Source organism: Oleiphilus sp. HI0079 (genome assembly GCF_001635105.1).
Map to the genome: position 1 here is coordinate 1 of NZ_LWFT01000645.1, position 778 is coordinate 778.

Annotated in this window: 2 protein-coding genes; both read right to left on the reverse strand. The window is 51.5% G+C overall.

The window, feature by feature from the left end; genetic code table 11:
• The coding region (locus tag A3750_RS11675) for a class II fructose-bisphosphate aldolase (RefSeq protein WP_197475007.1) at positions 1-535 on the reverse strand (535 nt) is incomplete at its 3' end.
• A gap of 21 nt (positions 536-556) precedes the next feature.
• Positions 557-778: phosphoglycerate kinase (gene pgk, locus A3750_RS11680; protein WP_082873273.1), on the reverse strand; the 222-nt coding region annotated here is incomplete at its 5' end.

Here is a 778-nt window from a genome sequence, read left to right on the forward strand (position 1 = left end):
CGGCCTCTTCAGGATCTGTTAGCATTTGATCGTGCGATAACGTCCCTTCTGCACCGATTCCATCTTCTTCTCCGGCCTGCCCCGTCTCCAGAGAACCTAGGCAGCCCAACTCACCTTCTACCGAGACACCACACGCATGCGCCATCTCAACAGTGCGGCGAGTAACATCAACATTGTATTCATAATCTGTGGGCGTCTTACCGTCTTCTCCCAGAGAACCATCCATCATGACCGATGAAAAACCGAGTTGTATTGAACGCTGGCAAACCGAAGGGGACGTGCCGTGGTCTTGGTGCATGACAACCGGAATGTGCGGAAATTCTTCAATCGCGGCGAGAATAAGGTGACGCAAGAATGGTGCACCTGCATACTTTCGTGCTCCTGCAGATGCCTGAACAATTACCGGGCTATCGGTTTGATCTGCCGCTTCCATAATCGCGCGCATTTGCTCGAGGTTATTTACGTTAAAAGCCGGAACGCCGTAACCATGCTCCGCGGCATGGTCCAGCATTTGTCGCATACTAATTAAAGCCATTTTTTTCGCTCCTGAAGAAAATTATTGTTGCGCGCGCTCTGTTAGCATCGCGACCGCTGGCAGTGTCTTGCCTTCTACAAACTCAAGGAAAGCGCCACCACCTGTGGAAATATAAGAAACCTTATCAGCAATCCCGTACTTATCAACCGCTGCGAGTGTGTCACCTCCGCCAGCAATCGAGAATGCGTCGCTCGCTGCAATCGCTTCGGACAGCGCTTTCGTGCCTTCGCCAAACTGATCAAA